Below are 17,899 nucleotides of genomic sequence, written 5' to 3' on the forward strand. Positions count from 1 at the left end.
GGAGAATCTATGGGTTATAATTAGCTGGTAGAAAATGAAAGTGGGGTTTTGATAATGTTAGATCAGGATATTTATGAAGCATTGGAAATGGAATTAGAAAGAAACCACATTAGGGAAGATGTGGATGAAGTTCTGCTGGATTTGGCGGAAGCGCTTGCAGACAAGGGAATTATGGATAAAGAATTGGTTTTGACGGAATCCTATGGTAAGACACAGATTCAGGTGACCGGGATCTGCTCCGAAGAAGAGGGGGAAGTTAACATCCTCATGAAGCAGGTGCGGATCGGGAAAAAGGAATTTGAAATTAATGATTATTTTCTGTAAGGAGAAAACAGGGCGGAAGAAATGGAGGCAGTACACTCATGATGACAATCAAACAGGAATATTCGCCAAAGGAGCTGGGGATCGATCTTCTGTGTGATTTGGCGGGAGCAATTTTATTTAATATTGGAATCTATAATTTTGCAGTAAATGCGGAGTTCGCTCCCGTTGGTGTATCTGGTATCGCACTGATTCTGCGCTATCTGTTCGGCCTGCCAATGGGCATTACCAGCATAGTCTTAAACATTCCCATCGTATTAGTCAGTTACAGGCTTTTGGGAAGGGGGTTTTTGCTTCGTTCCATGAAGAGCATGATCATCTTTGCCCTTGTCCTGGACTATGTAGTTCCTTATCTGCCGGTTTATCAGGGAAATCCTCTGTATGCTTCCGCTTGCACCGGAATCTTTTCCGGTCTGGGGTTAACCATCGTTTATTTAAGAAACTGCTCCACAGGGGGTACGGACTTTCTGGTTATGGCAATCCGGAAGATTTTCCCTCACCTGACCATCGGGCAGATATCCCTTGTGGTGGATGCCGTGGTAATCATCGCCGGAGGACTGGTATTCCGCAATCTGGATGCGGTCATCCTGGGCATGCTTTCTACCATTGTAACCACCATGGTGATCGACAAGATTATGTATGGCCTGGGAGCCGGTAAACTGGTTTTTGTGGTCACCTCCCATGCAGAAGAGGCAGCACAGAGAATCGAGGAAAGTACCGGACGAGGCTGCACCTTTCTTCAGGGCCAGGGCTCTTATTCCCTGGATGAAAAGAAGGTGATTATGTGCGCCTGCAATAACAGTCAGGTGGTGCCCATCCGCCGTGCCATTCACGAAACAGACAAAGAGGCTTTTCTCATCATCACGGATTCCAATGAGGTTTACGGCGAAGGGTTTAAAGCCATTGGAGGCCAGCTATAGCCCCCTTATTTTATGCCGGATTTCCCCCGGCCGGATGTATGGTCCACAATTGAATCCTTTTTTAAGAAACTGGCTCTTTTAACGCTGTCAGTTCCGAATTTGCCGCGGATATGATCCACGGCTTTTTCCATTTCCTTCATCTTTCGGGCCTGCTCTGACTCAAATAGATTAAGCTGGCAAAACCCTTCCTCAGAAATCTTGGTGGCTCGCACGCCGATTAAGCGAAGAGGGGTGCGGTCCCAAAGCTCCTTAAGTAAGTTACAGGCGTTTTCATAAATTACAGTCGTGGAGTCCGTAGGATTGTTTAAGGTCATCTGATGGGACTTGGTATGAAAATTCCAGTCTTTGATCTCCACACAGACACAGTCAGATAAGACATGGTCTGAACGGAGACGGGCTCCTACGGTTTCGCATAGGGACAGAAGAACCTGACAGGCCACGTCTAGGTCATCGATATCATGGGAAAGGGTGGTACTGTTTCCATAACCCTTGTTTAAGGGCTCCCGTTCTTCCACAGGCGAGGTATCAATGCCCAGGGCATAATCATGGATCAGCAGGGCATACTTTTCCCCCAGCAGGGGTTTTAAATGGCCTACGCTGCAGGCCGCCAGTTCCCCTATGGTGTGGATGCCGATGCCTTCCAGCTTTTTCTGTGCGGAATGGCCCACAAAAAACAGTTCCCGTATGGGAAGGGGCCACATTTTGGAAGGTATTTCATGGGCAAACAGGGTATGGCAAAGATTGGGCTTTTTAAAATCCGATGCCATTTTAGCCAGAAGCTTATTGGGAGCCACACCGACGTTCACCGTAAACTTCAGTTCCTGCCAGATCCTTTCCCGTATCTGGTTTGCTACCTCCAGCGGGGGGCCGAAGAGGTGGATGGTAGAGGTCATGTCAAGAAATGCCTCGTCGATGCTGAATTTTTCAATGTCTGGAGTGTAATCGGACAAAAGCTCCATAAGCTTCCGGGATTTATCAAGGTATATATCAAACCGGGCCGGAACAACCGTGAGGGCAGGGCATTTGCGCAGAGCCTGGCTGATGGGCTCTCCGGTTATGATTCCATATGCTTTTGCGGGCGTGGATTTAGCCAGAACGATCCCATGCCTTAAAGAGGCGTCGCCGCCTACTGCCGATGGAATGGTACGTAAATCAAGGGCGTTAAAGTCAGCTTCCAGCCGGCTGACAGATTCCCAGCTTAAAAATGCGGAGTTCACATCTATGTGAAAAATTAAGGGCTCCTGTGCCATGTCAGTCCCTCCTTTGGCATCTTTTACTTAAATTTCCTTCACTTTCTATTATATCGAAAATACGTTCGGAAAGTAAAGGGGAATAATTAAAAAACCATTGGAATAGGATAAAATAAATCCATGGGGGAGGCTCTTTCATGAGGCATGCCATAGGAATCCTGCTGGCAGCAGCTTTTGTCTTTCTTATAGGGACAGGGGCTGCCGCGGTCTGGCTGACGGGAAAAGAGGCCGTTAATGAAAACACAACAGTAACAGAGGAGAGGGAAGAGAAAAATACAACGATTCAGACAAAGGATGAGCTAAATCTTTATGCCCAATCAGCAGTTTTGATGGATGCCTCAACCGGCCGCGTTTTATATGGAAAAAATGAGAATCTGGCCCGGCCCATGGCCAGCACCACAAAAATCATGACTTGCATCCTCGCCCTGGAGAGCGGGAATCTTTCTGACACGGTAACTGCCAGCCAGAATGCGGCTTCCCAGCCTAAGGTTCATTTAGGAGTCTATAAGGGAGAGACGTTTCTGCTAAAGGATTTACTTTACAGTCTGATGCTGGAATCCCATAATGATGCAGCCATGATGATCGCAGAGCACATAGGAGGAAGCCAGGAGGGGTTTGCCAGGCTGATGAACCAGAAGGCCAGGGATTTAGGCTGCGAAGATACCTATTTTATCACACCCAATGGGCTTGATGCCAAAGAAGAAAAGGATGGACAGGTGAAGATCCATTCCACGACAGCCACAGATTTGGCCAGGATCATGAATTACTGCATCGGCCAGTCGCCCAAAAAAGAGGAATTCCTTGAGATTACGGCAACAAGAAGCTATGCCTTTGCTGATCTGGAAGGAAAACGTTTCTTTTCCTGCAATAACCACAATACCCTTCTGGCCATGATGGACGGGGCGTTTTCAGGAAAGACAGGGTTTACCGGAGGAGCCGGCTATTCTTATGTGGGAGCTGTCCAGGATGAGGGAAGAGTTTATACCATCGCCCTTTTAGGCTGCGGATGGCCGCCTCATAAGGCTTATAAATGGTCAGATGCAAGAAAGCTTTTCCAATACGGGATGGAACGCTTTCATTACAGGAACGTATTTGAAGACGTCAGTCTTCCGGATATTCCCGTAAAAGAGGGGATTCCTTCCTCAGGACGCTTAGATGAACCGGTCCTGGTATCCTGCAGCATAGGCGGAGAAGAAGAAAAGAGCTTAACCCTCCTTTTGGCGGATGAGGAAGAGGTCACGGTACAGACTGAGATTCCCAAGGAATTAAATGCTCCGGTCCGAAAGGGGCAGACGGTGGGGACTGTTATTTACCGCTTAAACGGAGAGGTCGTAAAAAGCTATCCGGTATATCTGACGGCTGGAGCAGACCGCCTGACAACGGCCTGGTGTATAAAAAATATTTTCAATAGATATTTATCCATGCCCGGAGTTATGGGACTTATCCCTAACTGACCGAATACATAAAAGAATGAGGCGTAAGGAATCTTAAACGTTCCCTTACGTCTCATTTTTTGTTCTTTATTAACGGCAAGCCGGATTACATTCCGGTTAAAGGGAGATACTGATATTTCATAGGGATTCCTCACATAAACGGCAGAAAATAAATTGTATAAAACATTGTCACATGGTATATTAAGAGTGTTTGTTTATACAAGGAAAGGAAATTACAAAAGTATGAATATGAAAAAGATCGCAACAGTGCTAGTGGGCAATACCATTTATGCTCTGGCCGTATCCTTGTTTATTCTGCCGGGGGGACTGATCACAGGCGGAACAACCGGTCTTGCTTTGGTGGCCCATCACCAGTTGGGCATTCCCGTAGCTGCCTTTATCGGAGCCTTTAATATTATCATGTTTGTGGCGGGAGCCTTCTTTTTGGGAAAGCAGTTTGCATTTACAACCATGATCAGTACTTTTTATTATCCGTTTATATTAGGAGTATTTGAAAATCTGTTCGGTCAGGCCGCTATGACAGATGACCGGATGCTGGCCACTGTTTTTTCCGGACTTTTAATCGGCGTGGGCATCGGTATGGTAATACGGGCCGGCGCTTCCACCGGAGGAATGGATATTCCCCCTCTGATCCTTAATAAAAAAATGAATCTGTCCGTATCTATGACCATGTCGGCCTTTGACTGCCTGATCCTTCTGTCACAGATGTTATTTTCCAATAAGGAGCAGATCCTTTACGGAATCCTGCTGGTGCTTACCTACAGCACGGTTCTTGATAAGGTGCTCTTAATCGGCCGCAACCAGATGCAGGTAAAAATCATAAGTGAAAAGTATGAGGAGATCAGCCAGGCGATCCAATCCCGGATGGACAGAGGAACTACCTTGCTTGCCAGCGAAGGAGGATATTTAAGAACGGCTTCCTTTACGGTTCTTACCGTAATTTCCGGGAGACAGCTTTCAAAGGTGAACGAACTGGTCATGGGGATTGATCCCAGTGCATTCATGATCATTAACCAGGTCAATGAGGTGCGGGGAAGGGGATTTACCCTTCATAAAGAATATAAATAGTGGATAAAGAACAGACGAGAATCTTACGGAAAGATGACTAAGGTTTACGGTTTTAGAAACCCTATTGACTTAACAGTCTGGCAGGTGCTAAACTGAACCCGGATTAGAAAATGGACGCAGGGAGGAACCAGGAAATGCTGAAAAAGAAAATCAGTTTATTTTGTTTTGCCGTCGCTTTTGCTGTGCTGTTGACAGCAGGCTGCGGCAGGAAGCAAGCTGCAGATTTGGGCGGAGCTCCTTCGGAAGCGGCAAAGACAGAGACTGCGGCCGTAAAAATGGAGAGATCGGGGACAAATCAAGGAGATGAGGAAGCAGTTCCGGAAGAGGAAATGGATCAGTCAGGGCCGGGAATAGAGGCCGTGGAGAGTGAAGTAAGCACTGGAGCGGGAAAAAAGGTGGAGGCGTTTGCCGAAAAGATTCAGGAAGCGGTAGGAGACCGGGATCTGGAAGCATTTGCAGGCCTGATGTTTTATCCCTGTGTTTTCGTAACAGCGGATGAGGAGACGATTACCCTTAAAAACCGGGAAGATTTATTTAAGCAGAACCCTGACATGGTGTTTGGAGATGATCTGATGGTATCAGTGGCCAATGTGGATACAGTTTCTCTGAACATGACGGATAAAGGCGTGACCATGGGAGAAGGAGCATCGAAAATCATCTTTCAGGAACGGTCAGACGGAAGCTTTGGAATAGTAGAAATCAGGGAATAAGCAATACCCTTAACAGGAAATAAAAAGGAAAAGACAAAAGTGGAAGAAAATGTGACTTTAGATGAGATGCTTTCTTTCCGGGAAAAGAAAGTAAGTATGCAGGAAGCACTTCATAAAAAGCATGAGGAAGCCACGATTGTGGCTCTTGGGATGAACATTCCCGGTCCGAGGAAAATCTCTCCAGGTATCTTTCAGGCATTTTCCGCAGGGGGAGAAGCACTTAACCGCCTGTTTTTGGAACATGGGCTGACTGTGACGGAAGAGACCGTGGTAAAAGAGAAGGCCGGCTATTTAAAGCTCTATGCAGTAAAAAGCCAGGACCCTCTATTTGTGAAAAAGATAACGATTCACATGGAAGAAACCCATCCTCTTGGAAGGCTGTTTGATATCGACGTTTACGATGAGGCTGTAAACGGGATCGGCAGAGCGGAATTGGGATACCCTGTGCGCAGATGTCTGATATGTGAAAAGGATGCAAAGCTATGCGGCCGCAGCCGGAGCCATACGGTAGAGGAGCTTTATGGACGTGTTGAGAGTATGATAAATTCCTGGTTGATCGAAAGGGGCAGATGAAAATCTGCCCCTTTCTTAATAAATTTTAAGATTCCATTTTTCCCTGGTTAAGATTCTCCCTTTAAAATGAAAGTATAGAACATAAAAGGGAGGCTTTAAGCAAAATGGAAATTAAAAAACCAGCCATGGCCGGTACATTGGAGTCCAGCGACTGTCAGGTGACTGTAGAGCCAGGTGATGGTAAAATCGATTTTGTACTGGAAAGCGCAGTAATAAACCAGTATGGCAACAGGATTCGGAAGGTAATTATGGAGACCCTTAAGAATCTGGGAATCGACAATGTGAGAATCACGGTTGTTGATAAGGGAGCACTGGATTGCACCATAAAGGCGCGGGTGGAAGGTGCGGTATCCCGTTCCACGGACCAGTTTGAAAATATTCTTTGGGGAGGCAGAAGAAAACGATGAATCCGAATAAGAAACGGCTCAGAAGAACTATGATGTTTTTAAATGCCCAAAAACCAGGCCTCATTAAGGATCCGCATATTTATAAACCGGATTCTATTATGCTGGATCTAGAAGATGCGGTCGCAGAAAATCAGAAGGATGCAGCCAGGTTTTCCCTTTATCATGCACTTCAGGAGATTGATTACAGGGGCTGCGAGCGGGTAGTCCGGATCAATGGACTGGATACTCCTTATTGGAAGGAGGACATCCGCTGTGCGGTTGCAGGCGGCTGTGATGCGATCCGGATCCCGAAAACAGAAAGGCCTGAGGATGTAATAGCAGTGGAGGCAGAGATCCGGACTGCAGAAGAGGATTTTGGCATTCCGGAAGGAAGGACCCTCATTATGGCTGCCATAGAATCTGCAAGAGGTGTGGTGAAAGCACTGGATGTCTGTGAGGCTTCCGAGAGGCTGTTTGGAATCGCACTATCCGGCGGGGACTATACCAAAGACTTACAGACCTATATTACAGGAACCGGAATTGAGCTGATGGGAGCCAGACAGAACTTGATCATTGCGGCCAGGGCGGCAAAGATCCAGTGCTTTGATACGGTTTATACGGACCTTGATGATATGGAAGGCTTCCGGCGGGATGTGGAAACCATTCATCTGATGGGATTTGACGGAAAATCCATTATCAATCCCCGCCAGATCCCGGTTGTCCATGATATCTTTACTCCGGCACAGAAGAATATCATCTTTGCAGAAAAGGTGGTTATGGAAATCGAGGACAAAAGGGAAAAGGGAATCGGAGTATTTATCGTAGACGGAAAAATGATCGACATTGCGTTCTATGACGGAGCCAAGAGAACCATAGAGCTTGCCAAGGCCTCTGGCGTATACAAAGGAGGATTGTAAGATGATAAATGCAGTAGGGAGAGATATTCCGGAAGAAATCTTAAAACTCACAGGAAAAGAACCTTTTATGGGAGTTCATCACTTTGATGGATCCGTGTATAAAAAGGATGGTCCTGTGACAAAATGCGTGATTAATTCGGAAGGGAGCAAACTGGTGGACAGCATTCACGATTGTCTGGTGAAATGCGGGATCCGGGATGGCATGACCCTGGGCTTTCACCATCATTTCCGGGAAGGCGACTACGTGGTAAACATGGTAATGGAGGAGATCCACAGCATGGGAATTAGGGATATTACCATCTGTGCAAGCTCCCTTGGAAAAGCCCATGATCAGCTGGTGGATTACATAGAGGATGGGACCATTACCGGGATTCAGTCCTCCGGCGTCAGAGGAAAGATCGGCAGGGCCATATCAGAAGGAAAATTAAAGGGCCTGGCCATTATGCGTTCCCATGGCGGAAGAGTCCGTGCCATCGAAACCGGTGAGGTTAGGATCGATATCGCATTTGTCGGTGCGCCCACCTGCGATGATTATGGAAACTGCCGGGGCATCGGCGGAAAATCCGATTGCGGTGTTCTCTCTTATTCCATGGTGGATGCAGATTATGCGGATAAGGTGGTAGCAATCACGGACTGCCTGGTTCCATTTCCAAACTTCCCCGCCCATATTTCCATGACAAAGGTAGATTATGTGGTAGTTGTTGATGAGATCGGAAATCCGGATAAGATTGCTACCGGAGCCGCAAAACCAACCACAGATATGCGAAAGCTTATGATGGCTGATTACTGCACCAATTTTGTCGTGAATACCCCGTATTTTAAGGACGGATTTTCTTACCAGACCGGAGTTGGCGGAGCTTCCATCGCTTCCACCATTTCTCTTGCAAAAATCATGAAGGAGAGAAATGTGCGTATGCGCTTCGGAGTGGGAGGGCTGACAAAACCCATGTGCGACTTATTGGAGAACGGTCAGGTGGATGCCCTGTTAGATACCCAGGATTTCGATCTGGATGCGGTAGAATCCGTCATGAATCCAAAGCATTTTCGAATCAGTGCAGGGGAATACGCGGATCCCTTTAACAAGGGAGCTGTTGTCAACAAGCTGGATTTTGTGATCCTGGCTGCTCTGGAAGTTGATGTGAATTTTAACTGTAATGTAGTGGTTGGTTCTGACGGCATGATTACAGGCGCTCAGGGAGGGCATCCGGACACTGCGGCAGGAGCAAAATGTACCATAGTGATTACTCCGCTGCTGCAGGGAAGGATTCCGGCAGTCTGCACAGATGTAACAACAGTTACGACTCCCGGCGAATCCATTGATGTGGTGATTACGGATTATGGCATTGCAGTCAATCCAAGAAGGCAGGATTTAATCCAGTGTATGAAAGATGTGGATCTGCCGTTTAAGACCATTGAGGAACTGCGGGACATCGCATACTCCATTACAGGAGAACCGGAAAAGGTGCAGTTTGATGATAAGGTGGTAGGTATCATCGAAAGCAGGGATGGTACCGTCATGGATGTGGTGCGTAAGATCAGGGAGTTTCAGTTTACAGGAGAATAAACAATGATTAGCAGTTCTTGCGTGAAACCAAAAGAGACAATGAAAGAGGCGGCTTTTCACATTGGGAACCTGGCTTACCGGGCCATGCTTGAGGAGGTTTATACGACTCCCAAGCCCGGCCTGGTGGATTTGTATTCCACAGGCGCTCATAAAGATATGGACGTTATCTCCTTTGAAAAGAGTGCCAAAGCCCTGGAGCCGTATTTTGTTTCCATGGCCTTAGAAGGCATGAGGCTTCCCCGCATGCCAAGGTTGTTATTTGAGCGCATCCGCCGGATCGGTCTGTCTGCAGAGGAAGCCATGTATCAGGCTACGGCAGGGGTAAATACTCATAAGGGACTGATCTTTCACCTGGGAATCTTAAGTGCAGCCGCCGGGGCTTGCATAGAGACTTATGGAACCGTGACAACAGAGTATCTGGTGGAAATGGAGCAGGCCATGGCAAGAGAGACCCTAATAAAGGAATTAAAGGAGATGCAGGAGTTTTCAAGCAACGGAGAAAAAAATCTGAATCAATATGGGCTTACCGGTGCAAGGGGAGAGGCCATAAGCGGTTATGCTTCCGTATGCAGGATCGCCCTTCCTGTCATGGCAAAAGGGGTTAAGGAAGGCCGGGATTGGAACCGGATCAAACTGGAAACTTTGTTTATGCTTATGAGCAGGGTAGAGGACTCCAACATCATTGCAAGACATGATCCGTCCGTTCTTTTGAAGGTTCAGTCCATCGCAAGGAATTTCCTGCTTGCCGGTGGGGCCTACGGGGACAAAAGCATGGTGACGTTAAAACGAATGGACGCGGATTTTATAAAGGGAAATATAAGTGCCGGAGGATGTGCAGATCTTCTGGCTGTTGCAATTTTTATGAATGATCTGGCAGAAGAGCCGGTGAAGGGGAGGCTTCTATGGAATTCGTAAAGCTGGAGGGAAGGCCGTTAAAAGGAAAAGAGCTGGAACTGTTAAAGGATTTTTTAAAACGGAATGATCTGGATTATGACCAGGGAATCGAATACAGCGTATGCCTGCTTGATGAGAATTACCGGATCCAGGCCACCGGCTCAGCAGAACAGAATGTCTTAAAATGCATAGCGGTTGATAAAAGCGCACGTGGGTTTGGCTTATCCGGAACGATCATCTCATCCCTGACCCAGTATGAATTTGAAAACGGCAGGTCCCATATTCTCATATACACAAAGCCGGAAAACAGGGAGATGTTTGGAGATCTTGGATTTTATCCGGTTCTTATGACCGATGAAGTTCTTTTTTTGGAAAACAGAAAAAACGGGTTTGAAGAGTTTGTAAACCGTCTGATCTCAGAGTCTCCTAAGGAGGCTCTGAACCCGGATATGGTCATCGGTTCCATCGTTGCCAACTGCAATCCATTTACTTACGGCCACCGGTATCTGGCAGAACAGGCCCTTGCCTGCTGTGACTATGTCCATGTAATGGTTCTTGCCGATAACAGAAGCAGTTTTGGAGCAGATGAACGATTTTTTATGGTGCAGGAGGGACTAAGAGATCTGCCGCGGGTGATCGTTCATCAGGCAGCTGATTATGTCATATCCGCAGCAACCTTTCCGACCTATTTCATAAAGGAGAAGGTCCGGGGGGAAAAGGCTGGCTGCCAGCTGGACTTAGAGCTTTTTGGCAAGCGCATCGCCCCGGCTCTTAAGATAACAACGCGTTTCGTGGGGACAGAACCGGTATGCGCGGTAACCGGGCATTACAATGAGGAGATGAAAAAGATCCTTCCCGGGCATGGGATTTCTGTGATGGAAATCGAGAGGAAGCGTTCCGGGGGAGAGGCAATCAGTGCAACTGAAGTCCGGAAATGGTATGAAAAGGGGGACTTTGAAGGAATGAGAAACCTGGTGCCTGAAACCACATTGGAATACCTTGAAAAGAAAAAAAAGGGCCAGAGGCCTAAGGGATAAACCGGTATCCAAGACCTCTGACTGTTACGATATGGACCGGCTTCTGCCGGTTTTCTTCGATTTTACCACGCAGGCGGTTGATGTATACCATGATGGCATTATCGTCTACGGCAACGCTGTTTCCCCACACATGATCGTAAATCATGTCTTTTGTAAATACCTGGCCTGGATGCTTTAAAAACAGGAGCATCAGACTGCTCTCCTTGGAAGAAAGAACAATCTCTTCTCCGTTTTTATAAAACCGCATGGTGGAAGTATTATAAGTGAAAGATCCGCATTCCAGAACATCCGAGCTGTACAGCACCTGGTTTTTGTTGCGGCGGATTAACGCCTTTACCTTGGCTCCCAGCACCAGGGGACGGAATGGCTTGGTTATGTAATCATCTGCGCCGACCGAAAGACCATATAGGGAATCATAATCTTCGTTTCTTCCGCTTACGATCATAACCGGAGTCTGGATGCCCTGGCTTCGCAGACGTTTGATAACCTCAAAGCCCTCCATATCGCCCAGCATTACATCCATGAGGATCATATCGTAAGTGTGGTTTTTCAGTTGATTCAGTGCGGTAAGTCCGCTGTCAGCAACGCTGGTTTCCAGATCATTGCTGTGCATGACTTTTTCCAATAACTTGCAAACCGCCGGATCGTCATCCACAATTAATACTTTATCAGACATAGCTTCCCCCTAAGTAAAATTTATGTAAAGTCTAAAATTATTATAATATTAACCCGGAGACAAGTCAATGAGGAACAGGCAAATAGAGGATAATTTCATGAGTAAAATAAAAAGAAATAAGAGATATGGGACGGTTTTCATGTTTTGTACCATGGCCTCCATACTGCTGATTTTCTGTTGTCTTGTATTCAGCATCTGGGATGAATATAAAGAAACGATTATAAATAATCAAAAGAAACAGATGCTTTTGACAACCCAGAGCATGGGAGAAAATCTAAAGATTTTTATTGAAGGATATCAGGCAGATTTAAACACCCTGTGCGACATAGAAAACGAGAACTATAAAAAGACAGGCAGGGAAGAATGGAGTATACTAGAGAGCTATGTGACGAAACACAGCCGGTTTGTTTTTGATGTTATTCTGGAGGATCAGGATGGAAGTTTATTAAAAAGTGTCAATGGATATGGGGTGACTGATACTTATTCTGTAACAGAGATCAGCCAGGATGTGAGCTTCCGGCAGTGCAAACTGAATAATGGAGAAATGTATTTGATTTTAAGGAAAATATTTCCTGACGGCAGAACCCTTTCCATGATCTTAAATGAAAAGAATTATTACAATTCCCTTGTTTCCAATATCCGCCTGGGAACTAATGGGTATGTGGTAATCAAGGACTCGAAAGGGATCATCCTCATTCACCCTCAGGAAAGCCAGTGGGGGATCAATGTGATTTCCGGCAGGCAGGAGATGTTTCCTGACAAGGATTTAACCAGCCTGCAGCAAATGATAGAAAACCAGAACAGAGGAGAGGCAGGGGTCTCCGAGTATTATTCCTACTGGTGGCTGGATCCGGGGGTTCCGGAGGTGAAAAAGGTCAGCGCTTATTCACCGGCTGTCATTGGAAACGGATTTCTGGTAGTCAGTGCAGTGATTGACTACAATGATATTTATATCCCGGTTGCAGCCGGATTTTTCAAGCTGGGCCTTGTCTTTTTAGGAATTGTTTCCGTACTCCTTGGAATGGTGCTTTATATCGGGGATCTGCGGGTCCAGAAGAAAAAGGACACGGAAGAGATCGCCTATCTCTGGGAGCTAAATAAAATTTTAGAAGAAATGCATCAGAGTGAAGAAACCATTGCCCATCAGCAGAGGCTTCAGATTATGGGAACCATGACCGGCGGCATTGCCCATGAGTTTAACAACTTACTGACTCCGATCATGGGATATTCCGAATTGCTGATGTATGGACTTCCGGAGGGGGAGGAAAATTATGACAGTGCGTCAGAGATTTATGAAGCCTCCAGAAAGGCAAAAGAAATTATCCAGCAGATCTCATCCTTAAGCCGGAAAAATATGGAGACCGCCTATAAAAACATAAACGCCGCAAAGGTACTGAACCGTGCCATAAAAATGGTAAGTTCCGTATGCCCCGCCCATGTGCATTTAAAGAAAGAAATTGTCTTATCCGGTGAATGTTTTCTGGGAAACGAAACCCAGATGAATCAGGTCATATTAAACATCTGTGTGAATGCTATTCATGCCATCGGCCACAGGGAAGGAACCATAACCATAAACGGAAGCAAAGTAAGTTCGGAAGAATTAAAACAATACAAGCTCACCGCAGTTTCAGAGGAGTGGAACTATTACCTGCGGATTGACATTGCAGACGACGGGGAAGGCATGAGCGAAGAGATGTTAAAGCAGATTTTTGATCCGTTTTTTACAACAAAGAAAAATGGGACCGGAACGGGCCTTGGCCTTTCTCTGGTGGAGCAGATCATTCATTCTCACAAAGGATATGTTTTTGCGGAAAGCAGACTGGGAGAAGGCAGTGTCTTTCATATTTTCCTTCCTGTGAATGAACAGAAAGAGCAGGAAGGGCAGCAGGAAACCGGGGAGGAAAGCGGGGACTCTTTAAGACTTCTGGTCATCGACGATAATCCAAAAGTATTACGTCTTCTGGAAAAAAGTTTCAGCAGGCTTCATGTGCCCTTGACAGCCTGCATGGATTTTGAAGAGGCCAGAAGAATACTAAAGGAACAGGAAATCGATGCCATTGTAACGGAACAGGAAATTGCCGGGAAAAGCGGCACCGATTTTTATATGTCCCTTCAGGGAAAGTATCCGGATATTATCCGGATCATTATGACGGACCGGGTAACGAGAGAAATCCTGGAGGCCAAGAAACGGAAAATCATTGATGAATACATCGATAAACCGGTTTCTGACTCCGTGATTTTAAAAGCAGTAAAGAACTGTAAGGAAAGAATTTAAAAGAAAAGCCTAATCTTAACAACTATTAATTTTTCTCTTAAAGAAATGAAAGAGAGAAGGAGGAAGAGTGTAAGGTTAGGCTTTTATACTGTTCCTATAAATAAAAAGTAAAGAGGAGGAAGAAAACATGAATGAGACAATGCTTGCATTATTAGGATTTGCAACCATTATCATGATCATTGTTTTACTGCTGAGGAATGTTACTGTTCCGGCGCTGGCATTTATCGGTGTATCCAGCGTAAGTGCGCTGATCCTGGTTTTGACCGGAACCTTCACAGTCAGTGAAGTGGGGAAATTTATTTCCAAGGGGGTATCCGGGGTACACTCGACCGCTGCGCTGTTCATATTTTCCGTATTGTTTTTCGGAATTATGACGGATGCAGGAATGTTTGACCGCATCATTGATGCGCTTATGAAAAAAGTGGGGAACAATGTAGTAGGTGTGGCATTTATGACCAGCATTATCGCCATAATCGGCCATTTGGACGGAGGCGGAGCTTCTACGTTCTTAATTACCATTCCAGCCATGCTGCCGATCTATAAGAAATTGAAAATGCGTCCGACAACGCTGCTTTTAATATGCGTTACTTCCATGGGTGTTATGAACCTGCTTCCATGGGGCGGTCCGACCATGCGTGCTGCTTCCGTATTGGAGGTAGAAGCTAATGTCCTTTGGATGAAGATTTTGCCGATGCAGGCGGTTGGTATTGTAGTTGCCCTGTTTACCGCGTTTTTCTGGGGAGTTGTTGAAAAGAAGAGAGGGGCAGGAGCCAATAGCACTCTTGTAATTGATGATTACGAAGCATTGGAAGAGAGTGCCTCTGCCTCCGATCTGGGAGAGCTTGCAAGACCAAAGCTGTTTGTTTTCAACGTAATCCTGACTTTAGTTGTTATTATAGCTCTTGTTTTCATGCCGATGCCGTCATATTTTATTTTTATGATAGGATGTGTCGCAGCACTTTTAGTCAATTATCCTGGTGCGAAGCTTCAAAATAAGATCATTAAGTCCCACGCCGGTCCTGGCCTTATGATGGCATCTACCATTCTGGCAGCCGGTGTATTCCTTGGAGTATTGGAAGACAGTGAGATTATGAATTACATGGCAAACGCAATGGCTGCATTTATCCCTCAGTCCATGGGTCGTTTTCTGCCGCTTATCATCGGAGTACTGTCCGTTCCGCTGACCTTATTGTTCTGTACGGATTCCTATTTCTATGGTCTCCTTCCGGTTTTGATCGGGATAGGAAGCAAATTTGGCGTAGATCCTGCCCAAACTGCCATCACCATGGTGGTCTGCCGGAACTGCGCAACCTTCATAAGCCCTGTTGTGCCGGCCACATTCCTGGGAATCGGCCTGGCGGGTGTGGAGATCAAAGATCATATTAAGACCTGCTTCCTGTGGGTATGGGGAGTGAGTATGGTATGTCTGGTAGCCGGACTTTTACTCGGTGTACTGACCTTATAATAGATTCCTGATATAAAATCCTAAAATATAATTAAATGGGAAAGACGCCGGAATTTGATTCCGGCATCTTTCTTTCCTATGTAAGGATCAGGAAACCTGATCCAGCCTGCCGCAGGTAATATCCATTACAAAGCCCTGAACCGCTACATCAGATGGCATGAGAGGATGGCCTTTAATCAGGGTAACGGATGTTTGAACGGCGGTTTCCGTGTCTTCAAAGCCCTGAAACCAGGATTCAAAGTCCAGTCCCTCCTCTTTCAGCCGGAGTATGGTTTCCATGCTTATGCCTCTCTGGATCAGATGGGCGATGATGGTTTCCGGCGACAGAACGGCTGCACCGCAGTCGGTATGACCGATAACCATGATTTCTTCCACGCCGAATTCCAGAACAGCGATCAGCAGGCTGCGGATTGTGCTGTCAAATGGATCTAAGATCAAGCCGCCTGCATTTTTTATTAACTTTACATCTCCGTTGTGGATTCCAAGTGCGGCCGGCAGAAGCTCTACCAGCCGGGTATCCATGCAGGTTAGTATGGCAAGCTTTTTTCTGGGACATTTGTTTGAAGCAAAGGATTTAAAAGTACCGTTGTTTACAAAAACATCATTGTGCTTTAAAATTTCTCGAATCATAATCTGCCTCCTCTTTATCATATAGGCCAATGATAGAGGAGAAACCTTAATATTGGATAAAATACTGTCTTAAAGATTGTTTAGTTTGTTTTATCGGGAATTCTTCCCTTGGTTTGTTTGAATTGTGCTGAATTTAAAGTTTAGAATTTTGATTTAATGCAAAAAATGCACTGCCTGGTACTTGAAATTTACTTAAATTAGTTATACAATTATAATTGGCAGAAATTGGTGTTATTGCATAGGACTTTGTTAATTGTTTAACAAATGACTGTAGAAAAATTACAAAATGGAGGATTGCAAAATGAGTAATTCAACGAAAAACTCGGCAAGCAACCGGATTCATGCCTTGCTTGATGAGAACAGTTTTGTTGAAGTTGGCGGCTATGTTACCGCAAGGAACACAGACTTCAACATGACGGCAAAAGAAACTCCTGCTGACGGTGTTGTTACCGGATATGGTACCATTGAGGGGTGTCTTGTTTATGTATACAGCCAGGAGGCATCGGTTCTGGGTGGCTCAGTAGGTGAAATGCATGCAAGAAAGATTACAAAGCTCTACACCATGGCTATGAAGACCGGCGCACCGGTGATTGGTCTGGTTGACTGCGCGGGCTTAAGGCTTCAGGAAGCAACCGATTCTCTTAACGGACTTGGTGAAATTTATATGAGTCAGACTCTGGCCTCCGGAGTAATCCCTCAGATAACAGCAATATTCGGAACCTGTGGCGGCGGCATGGCCGTTTCTGCAGCAATGTCTGACTTTACCTTTATGGAAACAAAGGGCGGCAGATTATTTGTCAATTCCCCCAATGCCATTCAGGGAAATTATACAGAAAAATGCAACACTGCTTCCGCGGATTTCCAAAGCAGGGAAACCGGCATGGTGGATTTTGCGGGAGATGCGGATGACATTATAAATAATATCAGAACTCTCATATCCATTCTTCCTGCCAACAGTGAAGATGACATGTCTTATGATGAGTGCAATGACGATTTAAACCGTATATGCTCCGATCTGGAAAATTATGTTGGGGATACGGCGATTGCATTGGCTCAGATTTCCGATAATCAGTTCTTTATGGAGACCAGGAAGGAATATGCAGCTTCCATGGTAACCGGTTTTATCCGTTTAAATGGCATGACAGTGGGCTGTGTTGCAAACAGAACGGAATCCTATAATGAAAGCGGCGTTAAGACTGGGGAATATGATGCTCTTTTAAGCGGGCAGGGTTGTGAAAAGGCTGCAAGATTTATTCATTTCTGTGATGCATTCAGTATTCCGGTACTTACCCTTGTAAATGTAAAAGGGTATGAAACAACCAAATGCTCCGAGAAAAAGATTGCCAGGGCGGCTGCAGGGCTTACCTATGCCTTTGCCAATGCCACAGTCCCAAAGGTAACGGTTATTCTCGGTCAGGCCCTTGGAACCGCCTATCTGACCATGAACAGCAAGTCCATTGGAGCAGATATAGTTTATGCCTGGCCGTCGGCCTGTATCGGCATGATGGAACCGGCTGAAGCGGTAAAAATCATGTATGCGGATGAGATTGCAAAGGCTGAGGATGGAAAAGCATTAATCAGCGATCAGTCAGAAAGCTACAGGCAGCTTCAGTCCAGTGCCGTTTCTGCGGCAAAGAGAGGTTATGTTGATGATATCATAGATGCCAGCGAAACAAGAGCACGGGTCATAGCGGCATTTGAGATGCTGTTCACAAAGAGAGAGGATCGTCCGGCAAAAAAACATGGCACGATTTAGAAT

The 17,899-nt window shown here is 45.9% G+C and carries 17 protein-coding genes; 14 read left to right on the forward strand and 3 right to left on the reverse strand.

What is annotated here, in order from left to right:
- Positions 1-54 precede the first annotated feature (54 nt).
- Together BMX69_RS03010 and BMX69_RS03015 are read left to right on the forward strand one after the other, a co-directional pair.
- Positions 55-324, forward strand: a complete 270-nt coding sequence (locus tag BMX69_RS03010) for a hypothetical protein (protein WP_054789829.1) — start codon at positions 55-57, stop codon at positions 322-324.
- Positions 325-362: 38 nt separating this feature from the next.
- Complete coding sequence (locus BMX69_RS03015) at positions 363-1,241, forward strand: YitT family protein (protein ID WP_025232110.1); 879 nt, start codon at positions 363-365, stop codon at positions 1,239-1,241.
- 5 nt (positions 1,242-1,246) lie between these two features.
- Here the strand turns inward: BMX69_RS03015 and BMX69_RS03020 are convergent, their stop codons facing one another.
- A complete protein-coding gene (locus BMX69_RS03020; protein WP_054789830.1) occupies positions 1,247-2,491 on the reverse strand; it encodes a DNA polymerase Y family protein in 1,245 nt (414 codons plus the stop codon).
- Between the two features lie 137 nt (positions 2,492-2,628).
- Between BMX69_RS03020 and BMX69_RS03025 the strand changes: the two genes are divergently transcribed.
- From BMX69_RS03025 to citC, 9 genes are all read left to right on the forward strand, one after another.
- Positions 2,629-3,945, forward strand: a complete 1,317-nt coding sequence (locus BMX69_RS03025; protein ID WP_100041527.1) for a D-alanyl-D-alanine carboxypeptidase family protein — start codon at positions 2,629-2,631, stop codon at positions 3,943-3,945.
- A 222-nt stretch (positions 3,946-4,167) separates the two neighbouring features.
- Complete coding sequence (locus BMX69_RS03030; protein ID WP_092247553.1) at positions 4,168-5,013, forward strand: YitT family protein; 846 nt, start codon at positions 4,168-4,170, stop codon at positions 5,011-5,013.
- A 134-nt stretch (positions 5,014-5,147) separates the two neighbouring features.
- Complete coding sequence (locus tag BMX69_RS03035) at positions 5,148-5,723, forward strand: hypothetical protein (RefSeq protein ID WP_100041528.1); 576 nt, start codon at positions 5,148-5,150, stop codon at positions 5,721-5,723.
- Positions 5,724-5,762: 39 nt separating this feature from the next.
- Complete coding sequence (gene citX / locus BMX69_RS03040; RefSeq protein ID WP_054789834.1) at positions 5,763-6,296, forward strand: citrate lyase holo-[acyl-carrier protein] synthase; 534 nt, start codon at positions 5,763-5,765, stop codon at positions 6,294-6,296.
- A 104-nt stretch (positions 6,297-6,400) separates the two neighbouring features.
- A complete protein-coding gene (gene citD / locus BMX69_RS03045) occupies positions 6,401-6,703 on the forward strand; it encodes a citrate lyase acyl carrier protein (protein WP_025232116.1) in 303 nt (100 codons plus the stop codon).
- Positions 6,700-7,599 carry an aldolase/citrate lyase family protein gene (locus tag BMX69_RS03050; protein ID WP_054789835.1) on the forward strand — a complete coding sequence of 300 codons (900 nt, stop codon included), beginning with the start codon at positions 6,700-6,702 and terminating at the stop codon, positions 7,597-7,599. The genes citD and BMX69_RS03050 overlap by 4 nt, the downstream gene beginning before the upstream one ends.
- A 1-nt stretch (position 7,600) precedes the next feature.
- On the forward strand, positions 7,601-9,163 hold the full coding sequence (gene citF / locus BMX69_RS03055) for a citrate lyase subunit alpha (RefSeq protein ID WP_100041529.1): 1,563 nt from the start codon (positions 7,601-7,603) through the stop codon (positions 9,161-9,163).
- 3 nt (positions 9,164-9,166) lie between these two features.
- Positions 9,167-10,078: a triphosphoribosyl-dephospho-CoA synthase CitG gene (gene citG / locus BMX69_RS03060; RefSeq protein ID WP_054789836.1), complete on the forward strand. Its 912-nt coding sequence runs from the start codon at positions 9,167-9,169 to the stop codon at positions 10,076-10,078.
- The gene (gene citC, locus BMX69_RS03065) at positions 10,066-11,094 is read left to right on the forward strand and encodes a [citrate (pro-3S)-lyase] ligase (RefSeq protein ID WP_100041530.1); all 1,029 of its coding nucleotides are present in this window, start codon (positions 10,066-10,068) and stop codon (positions 11,092-11,094) included. The genes citG and citC overlap by 13 nt, the downstream gene beginning before the upstream one ends.
- Here the strand turns inward: citC and BMX69_RS03070 are convergent.
- A complete protein-coding gene (locus tag BMX69_RS03070) occupies positions 11,084-11,770 on the reverse strand; it encodes a response regulator transcription factor (RefSeq protein ID WP_025232121.1) in 687 nt (228 codons plus the stop codon). The two genes, citC and BMX69_RS03070, sit on opposite strands and share 11 nt — an antisense overlap.
- Positions 11,771-11,867: 97 nt before the next feature.
- Here BMX69_RS03070 and BMX69_RS03075 point away from each other — a divergent pair, with 97 nt between their 5' ends.
- Both BMX69_RS03075 and BMX69_RS03080 read left to right on the forward strand, forming a co-directional pair.
- Positions 11,868-14,045, forward strand: a complete 2,178-nt coding sequence (locus tag BMX69_RS03075; protein WP_242941342.1) for an ATP-binding protein — start codon at positions 11,868-11,870, stop codon at positions 14,043-14,045.
- 127 nt (positions 14,046-14,172) lie between these two features.
- Positions 14,173-15,510 carry a CitMHS family transporter gene (locus BMX69_RS03080; RefSeq protein WP_100041531.1) on the forward strand — a complete coding sequence of 446 codons (1,338 nt, stop codon included), beginning with the start codon at positions 14,173-14,175 and terminating at the stop codon, positions 15,508-15,510.
- Between the two features lie 87 nt (positions 15,511-15,597).
- On the opposite strand, the gene BMX69_RS03085 is transcribed toward BMX69_RS03080, so the two are convergent.
- Entirely contained in the window at positions 15,598-16,140 is a 543-nt protein-coding gene (locus tag BMX69_RS03085) for a beta-class carbonic anhydrase (RefSeq protein ID WP_100041532.1), read from the reverse strand.
- Between the two features lie 301 nt (positions 16,141-16,441).
- Between BMX69_RS03085 and BMX69_RS03090 the strand changes: the two genes are divergently transcribed.
- Positions 16,442-17,896, forward strand: a complete 1,455-nt coding sequence (locus BMX69_RS03090; RefSeq protein ID WP_054789839.1) for an acyl-CoA carboxylase subunit beta — start codon at positions 16,442-16,444, stop codon at positions 17,894-17,896.
- The last annotated feature ends 3 nt before the right edge of the window (positions 17,897-17,899 follow it).

The organism is Lacrimispora sphenoides JCM 1415, assembly GCF_900105615.1.
In the GTDB taxonomy this organism is placed as follows: Bacteria; Bacillota; Clostridia; order Lachnospirales; family Lachnospiraceae; genus Lacrimispora; species Lacrimispora sphenoides.

What these genes read in the sequence shown, in the direction of transcription:
- BMX69_RS03010 (WP_054789829.1), top strand. Translation starts at nt 55, where the DNA reads ATGTTAGATCAGGATATTTATGAAGCATTGGAAATGGAATTAGAAAGA.
- BMX69_RS03015 (WP_025232110.1), top strand. Translation starts at nt 363, where the DNA reads ATGATGACAATCAAACAGGAATATTCGCCAAAGGAGCTGGGGATCGAT.
- BMX69_RS03020 (WP_054789830.1), bottom strand. Translation starts at nt 2,491, where the DNA reads ATGGCACAGGAGCCCTTAATTTTTCACATAGATGTGAACTCCGCATTT.
- BMX69_RS03025 (WP_100041527.1), top strand. Translation starts at nt 2,629, where the DNA reads ATGAGGCATGCCATAGGAATCCTGCTGGCAGCAGCTTTTGTCTTTCTT.
- BMX69_RS03030 (WP_092247553.1), top strand. Translation starts at nt 4,168, where the DNA reads ATGAATATGAAAAAGATCGCAACAGTGCTAGTGGGCAATACCATTTAT.
- BMX69_RS03035 (WP_100041528.1), top strand. Translation starts at nt 5,148, where the DNA reads ATGCTGAAAAAGAAAATCAGTTTATTTTGTTTTGCCGTCGCTTTTGCT.
- citD (WP_025232116.1), top strand. Translation starts at nt 6,401, where the DNA reads ATGGAAATTAAAAAACCAGCCATGGCCGGTACATTGGAGTCCAGCGAC.
- BMX69_RS03050 (WP_054789835.1), top strand. Translation starts at nt 6,700, where the DNA reads ATGAATCCGAATAAGAAACGGCTCAGAAGAACTATGATGTTTTTAAAT.
- citF (WP_100041529.1), top strand. Translation starts at nt 7,601, where the DNA reads ATGATAAATGCAGTAGGGAGAGATATTCCGGAAGAAATCTTAAAACTC.
- citG (WP_054789836.1), top strand. Translation starts at nt 9,167, where the DNA reads ATGATTAGCAGTTCTTGCGTGAAACCAAAAGAGACAATGAAAGAGGCG.
- citC (WP_100041530.1), top strand. Translation starts at nt 10,066, where the DNA reads ATGGAATTCGTAAAGCTGGAGGGAAGGCCGTTAAAAGGAAAAGAGCTG.
- BMX69_RS03070 (WP_025232121.1), bottom strand. Translation starts at nt 11,770, where the DNA reads ATGTCTGATAAAGTATTAATTGTGGATGACGATCCGGCGGTTTGCAAG.
- BMX69_RS03075 (WP_242941342.1), top strand. Translation starts at nt 11,868, where the DNA reads ATGAGTAAAATAAAAAGAAATAAGAGATATGGGACGGTTTTCATGTTT.
- BMX69_RS03080 (WP_100041531.1), top strand. Translation starts at nt 14,173, where the DNA reads ATGAATGAGACAATGCTTGCATTATTAGGATTTGCAACCATTATCATG.
- BMX69_RS03085 (WP_100041532.1), bottom strand. Translation starts at nt 16,140, where the DNA reads ATGATTCGAGAAATTTTAAAGCACAATGATGTTTTTGTAAACAACGGT.
- BMX69_RS03090 (WP_054789839.1), top strand. Translation starts at nt 16,442, where the DNA reads ATGAGTAATTCAACGAAAAACTCGGCAAGCAACCGGATTCATGCCTTG.